Source organism: bacterium, from assembly GCA_024228115.1.
Lineage (GTDB): Bacteria > Myxococcota_A > UBA9160 > UBA9160 > UBA6930.
Genome location: JAAETT010000610.1, coordinates 1 through 7720 on the forward strand (window position 1 = coordinate 1; position 7720 = coordinate 7720).

The 7720-nt window shown below is 64.1% G+C and carries 6 protein-coding genes; 4 read left to right on the forward strand and 2 right to left on the reverse strand.

Going from position 1 to position 7720, the window contains the following annotated elements:
• Nucleotides 1–305: 305 nt before the first annotated feature.
• Nucleotides 306–1712, forward strand: a complete 1407-nt coding sequence (locus tag GY937_25430; GenBank protein MCP5060058.1) for a putative lipase — start codon at nt 306–308, stop codon at nt 1710–1712.
• 234 nt (nt 1713–1946) lie between these two features.
• On the opposite strand, the gene GY937_25435 is transcribed toward GY937_25430, so the two are convergent.
• The gene (locus tag GY937_25435; GenBank protein MCP5060059.1) at nt 1947–2564 is read right to left on the reverse strand and encodes a hypothetical protein; all 618 of its coding nucleotides are present in this window, start codon (nt 2562–2564) and stop codon (nt 1947–1949) included.
• Between the two features lie 236 nt (nt 2565–2800).
• Here GY937_25435 and GY937_25440 point away from each other — a divergent pair, with 236 nt between their 5' ends.
• Entirely contained in the window at nt 2801–3955 is a 1155-nt protein-coding gene (locus GY937_25440; GenBank protein ID MCP5060060.1) for a PKD domain-containing protein, read from the forward strand.
• A 52-nt stretch (nt 3956–4007) separates the two neighbouring features.
• Here the strand turns inward: GY937_25440 and GY937_25445 are convergent, their stop codons facing one another.
• The gene (locus GY937_25445; GenBank protein ID MCP5060061.1) at nt 4008–4562 is read right to left on the reverse strand and encodes a TetR/AcrR family transcriptional regulator; all 555 of its coding nucleotides are present in this window, start codon (nt 4560–4562) and stop codon (nt 4008–4010) included.
• Between the two features lie 177 nt (nt 4563–4739).
• On the opposite strand from GY937_25445, the gene GY937_25450 reads away from it, so the two are divergent.
• The gene (locus tag GY937_25450; protein ID MCP5060062.1) at nt 4740–6476 is read left to right on the forward strand and encodes a thiamine pyrophosphate-binding protein; all 1737 of its coding nucleotides are present in this window, start codon (nt 4740–4742) and stop codon (nt 6474–6476) included.
• A gap of 45 nt (nt 6477–6521) precedes the next feature.
• Nucleotides 6522–7550: a zinc-binding dehydrogenase gene (locus GY937_25455; protein ID MCP5060063.1), complete on the forward strand. Its 1029-nt coding sequence runs from the start codon at nt 6522–6524 to the stop codon at nt 7548–7550.
• The last annotated feature ends 170 nt before the right edge of the window (nt 7551–7720 follow it).

Sequence of the window (7720 nt, forward strand, 5' to 3'; positions counted from 1 at the left end):
ACCATTGCTGAAGCGTCGCCCGCTGGCTCTTGCTGAGGTGAATCTCGGCTGCGACCCGCATCGTGCCCCTCTGGCCGTTCGCCGCGAGGGTAACGTGGATAGTCCAATAGTGCCCTTTATTTATGAATCATATCACTAGCGAGACTCACCCCTCAATGGCCCTCTGCCGCGCAGACTCCTAGGCTCGAACCCGCCGAACGGGGGTTCGAATCCCTCCCGGTGTGCCAGGGCTCTCGTGTAGTTGGCAAGCTCGACTTCCATGGTCTTTGCGGCATCCTCGCACTGAAAGCGTGGAGGAACTCTCAGTGCGCAGCATCTTCGTCATCGCCTTCGCCGCCGTGGTCACCGGCTGTGTCTTCTTCGACGTCGCAGAGCAGCAAGCTCTCGCAGAGGCGTCGATTCACCTATCGGGGCGGATCGACACCACCGTTCAGGAGGACGCACCACTCATCGCACTCCTCGTTCGATGGCCCGCGCAAAGCGATCCGAAGCTAGTCGACCATTACGTCCTGCACCGTCCGGGAGAGTTTACCTTCTCGACTTCGCAGCCCGGTCGCTACTCGATCGCCGCCTTCGTCGACCGGAATCGCAACCTGAGTTTCGACCCCGACGAGCCGGCGCGCAGCAGCCAGCCGCACACGACCTTCGACCTCGGCCCAGGCGAGTCTCAACGAGACATCCAAGTCCTGATCGACCCCGGCGATCGCGTGGTGGCAGCCGCCCCCCTCGACATCCGCGGCCTCAGGGCAGAAGGATTGCAGGACCGCCTCGGTACGACGCTGGGCCAGCTTGGCGCCGTGGGGGAGGTCGTCGATCTGGCCGATCCTAAGTTCAGCCGGGACAACGCCAACACGGGCCTCTGGCGCCCGTTCGACTTCATGCTCGAGGTCGGCGCAGGCGTCTACTTCCTCGAGCCCTTCAATCCTGAGCGGGTTCCCGTCCTCTTCGTGCACGGCATCGGTGGCAGCCCCCAGGACTTCACCTATCTGATCGACCGCCTCGATCGCGAGCGGTTCCAACCGTGGATCTTCTACTACCCGTCGGGCGCGAAGCTCCAGAAGATCGCCGGGTTCCTCAGTCGTGTGATGTCGGAGTTGGAGCTGACGCTCGACATGAAGCGGGTATTCGTCGTCGCCCACAGCATGGGCGGCCTGGTCTCGCGCGCCTTCCTTCTCCACCACACAGAACAGACTGGCAGCGAAGCGCTGCGGCTCTTCGTCACCCTTTCCACGCCGTGGAACGGCCATGCCGGAGCAACGCTAGGGGTGAAGTACGCGCCTGAGGTGGTCTACTCGTGGCGGGACGTTGCGCCCGGAAGCGCGTTCCTCACGAGCCTCTTCTACCGGGACGGGGCGGCCGAGGCCCGCCGGCGGCTTCCCGCCTTCCTGCCCCACCACTTGATCTTCGGTTTCCGCCGCGACGACAACCTACCTGGCATCTGCAACGACAAGGTGGTCAGCGTAGCGAGCGAGTTGCGGGAGGAGGCACAGAAGGAAGCTGTCTCCGTCTACGGTTTCGACGCAGACCACGTCGAGATCCTTCGGCTTCCGGCAGCCGCGGATCGACTGAACCGAATGCTCGCGGCGGCCCTCGACCGGATCGAGGAGCCCACGGCGGCGAAACCGCAGCGCTCGGCCCAGGCGCAGCCGGCTGGTTCCCCGCGTAGTACCGGCTTGGCGCGACTTTGGCGGAATGCTGGAAGGCGCGAGTGAGTTCGTCCGCTCTGCGAAGATGGCCTGCGGAGACACCGTGCTCGGCCAACTGGAGCAAGAACTTCCTCGATCCAGTCGAAACGACAGGGACTGAGGAAGTTGGACGATGTCTGACCAGGCAATCGGCGGCGACATCGATGTCGGGTCTCATCCGAATTCCGAGGAGTACACCGTCCGAGGTGGCGCACTAGCCTCGAATTCTCGGAATCGGCACGAGACCCGTGATGAGAACGATCAACGTCGTTCCCTACCCGGGCCGGGTCCCAGATCCCGGAGCAGACGTTCGCGGACGGGCGGCGCCCACACCTCGTATCCCTCGCGGTTCAAGTGGATGCGATCCCAACGAATCAGGCTCGGGTCGGGCGAGCCGTCCGCCAGGGCGAGGCCCGCACCGGCGTCGAGGTAGTGGAGGCCGGGCTGCGCTTCGCAATCCGCTCGGATGAGCCTGAGCAGGAGATCCCGGGCGCCCGGAAGACGTGACGGTCGCAGCGCCAGATAGTAGATGGGAACCTCCGGGAGGCGCGCCCGGATGAGTGCGACGAGCGACCGGAAGTCTGCCTGCGCCTGCTCGGGCGTGCGCCGTCGGTTTCCCGGCAGATCGGTCAGCTCGTTTCCGCCCGCGTGGAGCACGATCGCGCGCGGTGCATAGGGGACGATGACGCGATCGGCGAAGTGCACCAGATCCGTCAGCTTTGCGCCCCCGAAGCCGCGGCGGATCACGACCAGGGGGGCCATGTCCTCGGCGAGCCCATTCCAGAAGCGGATGCTCGAGCTGCCCACGAACAGGATGGCGTCCCGCGGCGCGGCGATTCGCGATCGGCCCGTTCGAAGGCCTCGATTTCCGGCTCCCATACGGTCGGGTCGTCCGAAAAGGTGCGGCCGATCTCGAGATGGAAGATCCAGCCGCCTGCGGCCAGGAGCACGAGCAATCCCCCGAGGGACACTCGAACGAGGATACGCCGGCTCATCGTGTGGCCAAGACTGCCTCTTTCCCTGGAGGGGCGCCATTTCCATTGAAACGAGGATTGAACCCGATCTGCATCGGCCCCGACTCCCCTGCTGAACATCCAATTTCAGGAGGCCAGATCATGCATCTTCGAGCCCTTCGTTCTCTCGCTTTCGGATTCCTTCTTGCCGTCGCCGGCTCTACGGCCGCGTGGGCGGTCCCCGGTGCACTGACAGGCCTCACGGCCAGTCCCAACCCGGCACCCAAGAATACGGTCGTTTCAATCACGCTCACCAAGACGGGCGCGGGCTGCGGCTTCAAGATCAACTTCGGCGATGGCCCCGGCGTGGGCCCCTTCGTGTTCACGGGCGGCAGCAAGGTCATGACCCACACCTACACCCAGCCGGGCACCTACACGATCCAGGCCTGGGGCAAGGCCAAGGGCAGCAAGCAGGCCTGCAAGGGCGGCACCAAGGTCGGTCAGGTGACGGTGATCAACGCCTCGGAGAACCCTGGTGGCAACGGAAACGTCCAGATCCAGAAGGCACCGGCCCTGGGTGCAGGCGGCCTCAAGCTCAAGAAGCCTATGAAAGCGCAGCTGGTCAAGCTTTCCACCCACGCCACGGTGATGCCCGGCAAGGACCACGCGAAGTTCAACGTCACCGCGAGCCGCGAATCGACGCTGAAGCTGCGCGTTTTCGGCTTGGTTCCCCCGCCGAACCGCCGCTGCGACGAAACGCTCCCGCCGCTCAAGGCCACGTTTGCATTGGGCAAGAAGAAGCAGTGGAGCACGCAGATCCTCGGTCTCGCGCCCAGCAAGAAGCACTACTGGGAGGTCTGCGCCAAGGACGGCTTCGGACAGACCGCGATGGCCAGCGGAACCTTCAAGACGGGAAATCGCCGAGTGGAGGTGAGCTTCGACATGATCAAGGTCACCGACGACAGCGATGACCTCGGTGATGGCGAGCTCACCTTCATCTTCGAAGCTGGAGGCAAGAAGAAGGTCTACAGCGCGGGCGAGCAGGGGACCGGAGACCTGTTCTTCACCGGCCAGTCGATCACCATCGATCCCGCGAGCTCGCAGCTCAGCATCAAGATCCGGGGTGGCGACAACGATGGCGACGGCTTCACCAGCTCCCCCATCGACATCCCCGACGGAAACCACGAGGACTGGGGTCAGATCAACAAGACCCTCACGCTCAGCCCCGAGGCAGGCCCCACGATGTACAAGTGGACGGCCACGGACCACGGCCTTGGCTTCAACGCCCAGGTGACGGTCAACGTCATCCTCGACTAGCGAATCGATGCTCGATGGAATCCCCGGTGCCCGAAAGGGCGCCGGGGATTTTCTAGTTGGGGCGGTCGCCGATCCACTCTTCCACCTTCACGATGAGTTCGTCGAACAATTCCTGCTTCGGGTAGTGCTTCGGTGGATTCATCACGAGCTGCATGATGGTGGAGTTGACGAGGTTGATGACGAGCTGAAGCGTGGCATCCGAGAGATCCGGCCGAAAGAAGTGGCCGGCGTGCCCGTGCACCTGACGAGACTGCTCGACAAGCCTTGCACTGATGGCCTGGATCGGTTCGAGTTGGTTCGTGTACGGAACCTGATACATGAAGACCGCGATCAGGTCTTTCTCGCGCGCCACCGTGTCGTGGATGAGTTGGATCCACGTCCGCAACGCCTGATCCTCGCGGCCCTCCAGCACTTCGGCCGCGCCAAGTGCCAGGCGCTCCAGCACTCGCTCCACCAGGCCTCGTGCCACCTGCACGACGATCGCGTCCTTGCCCGGGAAGTATTCGTAGAGGGAGGCGATGTTCACGCCGGCGCGTTCGGCGATGTGGTTCGTGGTCGTGCCGGCGTATCCTTTGCGCGGCAGGAGCCAAGCACACGCCTCCACCATGGCGTTGAATGTCTCCTGGGAGCGGCGCTGGGAAGGCAGCTTTTTCGGCCCAAAATCAAGGGTTTGGGTCTTTGTATGCATGAGAGAGTCGGCGTCCGTAGGGATCCAAGTATTTCCAAGTAATTATTTGGTTTATCCTATCGTACGAGCGACGAAACGCCCGTTGGAGGATGCATCGTGGGACAGAGGAACGGCGGCGAGATCCTGGTCGAGATGCTCGAGCGCGCGGGGATTCGTCAGTTCTTCACGCTGCATGGCGGCCATCTCGATTCCATCTTCATGGCCGCCGAAGCGCGTGGCTTCACCATGACGGATATGCGCCACGAGCAAGCTGCCGTGCATGCGGCCGATGGCTGGGCGCGTGCAACCGGCGAGCCTGGGGTTGCGGTCGTCACCTCGGGGCCGGGTGTGGCGAACGCGGTAAGCGGCGTCGTGAATGCCCATGTCGATGCCATCCCGATGCTGGTGATCGGCGGCGCGAACCCGGCCAACGAAGACGAGAGGCTCCCTCTGGCGGGTGGATACGATCAGGTGGCCTTGATGGCGCCCGTCACCAAATGGGCGCATCGCATCCCCAAGATCGAGCGGGTTGCGGATCAGGTCGCGCAGGCGCTGCGCATCGCGACCAGTGGCCGGCCGGGACCCGTCTATCTCGAGATCCCGATCGATGTCGCATTCACGCAGATGGATGAGGAAACGATCCATTGGCCGAGCGAGACCGCGCCCTCGACCCGGCCTTGCCCAACGCCTCAGGCCGTGGAAACAGCCATCGACTGGCTCCATTCCGCAGAGCGCCCGGCAATCCTGCTAGGGAGCGGGGCCTGGTTTTCCGATCTCCGGGCGAATCTCGGTGCTGATCTACTCGACTTCGTCGAGCGCGCACAGATCCCGGTGTTCTCCAACAGTCGAGCCCACGGCTTGATTCCTGCTGATCACCCACTCTGCGCCCGCAACATCATGAACCTCGCGCTGCTCGATCGGGAGAAAACGGGCGGGCCAGATACCATCCTGGTGCTGGGCGCGCGGCTCGGGCTGTTTACGGGCGGAGCGGGCGATCGCATGCTGCCCAGAAACGCGAAGCTGATTCAAGTCGATATCGAGCCCGAAGAAATCGGCCGCAATCGCGATGTCGACCTCGCGATCAACGCCGATTGCGGCGAGACCGTTCGAGCACTTTGCAGTGTCGCGAGAGAGCGAAGCTGGCCGGCCCGCAAGAGTTGGGTCCAGGCCGCGCGGGCAACCAGTGAGATGCACCGTGTGATGTTTGGCAGCGCGCTGAAGGAGGCGAAGACGCCGATCCACCCCTACGTACTCGCCGATGCCGTCGTCGAGGCCGCGGGGCGGGAGAGCGTCCTGGTCGCAGAGGGCGGCGGGACATCGTCGTGGATGGAGATGGCGGCCCAGGTCTACGAGGGGGGACATTGGCTTTCCCACGGCTACCTCGCACAGCTCGGCACCGGCATGCCTTTTGCCATCGCGGCCCAGCGCGCCCATCCGGAAAGGCGCGTGATCTGCGTGCTCGGTGATGGGGCGGTCGGCTTCAACTTCGCGGAGTTCGACACCATGGTGAGGCACGGGTTGCCCGTGGTCGTCGTCGTCAACAACGATCAGCAATGGGGCATGTCGGCGCACGGCCAGGATCTGATCTATGGCGAAGGCCGCCGCGTCGTGACGGATCTCGGGGCGACCCGCTACGACCTCGCCGCTATCGGCTTTGGCTGCCATGGGGAGCACGTCGTCGATCCCGGCGATCTGCTTCCGGCGCTCTCGCGTGCCCTGGCGAGTGGCAAGCCCGCCTGCGTGAATGTCATGACCGATCCGTCGGTCATTTCCCTCATCACGCTGGCACTCGTAGGCGGCGCCAGCGAGGCGGGCCTGACCGGCGAGCGCAAAGAACTGCGCTATCTGCCGTAAGGCAACTACCTGACCCCAGGTTGAAGGAAAAGGAGAGGATTCGAGATGCGAGCAGCCATCATGCGCGATGCCAAGATCGTCGTAGATACGGTGCCCGAACCCGAGCCCCAGGCGGGCGAAGTCCTGGTTGGGACGCTGGCCTGTGGCATCTGCGGATCTGATCTCCACGCGTTGAAGCACGGTGAGGAGATGGTCGAGGCTTCTCGTGAAGCGGGCGCACCCACGGTGATGGACCTTTCTCGGGATGTCATCATGGGGCACGAGTTCTGCGCGGAGGTCCTGGACTACGGCCCCGGCGCGAGCGGCAAGCTTGCGAAGGGCACACGCGTGGTTCACCCGGCGCTCCTGATTCGAGGCCGCGAGTTCCACGGCATCGGCTATTCGAACGAAGTTCCGGGAGGATTTGCCGAGCGCATGCTCCTGATGGAGTCGATGCTGGTTCCCGTGCCGAATGGCCTGCCTTCCGAGCACGCCGCCCTGACCGAGCCCGTCGCGGTGGGCGTTCACGCTGTCGCGCGAGCCAACATCGAGGCCGGCGACACCGCCATCGTGGTAGGCTGCGGGCCCGTTGGCCTCGCCGTCATCGCGGGGCTTCGGCTAGCGAATGTCGAGACCATCGTGGCCGCCGACTTCTCCCCCATGCGGCGCGCGCTCGCCGAGCGCCTGGGCGCCCACGTCGTCGTGGATCCTGCGCAGCGCTCCGGTTTCGATGCCTGGCTCGGGTTGGGACTTCTGCGCCCGCCGGCCATCTTCGAGTGCGTCGGAGTTCCCGGTGTACTGCAGGACATCATACGCGAGGCGCCGCGCCAATCACGGATCGTCGTAGTGGGGGTCAACATGCAGACCGACCTCATCAAGCCGATGATCGCCATCGTGAAGGAACTCGATTTCCGCTTCTCGTTCGGTTACTCGCCGGAAGAATTTGCGGGTACGCTGCACTCGTTGGCAGAAGGCAAGGTTGAAGCCGAGCCGCTCATCACGGGCACTAGCGGACTCGACGGCGTCGCAGCGGCCTTCGAAGAACTCGCCCTGCCTGACAAGCACGCCAAGATTCTCGTCCAACCCGGCCGCTAGCGAGTTGCGCTGGAGCTCGAGATCTCGAGCTTCGGACTAGATTGGAGTTCGCATGAAACCCTTCCCCGACGCCAAACGCGTACGCTTGCCCAGGCATCAGGGAGCCGTGGATGCCGAAATCGATGCCGTCACGCTTTCCGTTCACGAGGCGGGCAACGGCGCAGCCGTCG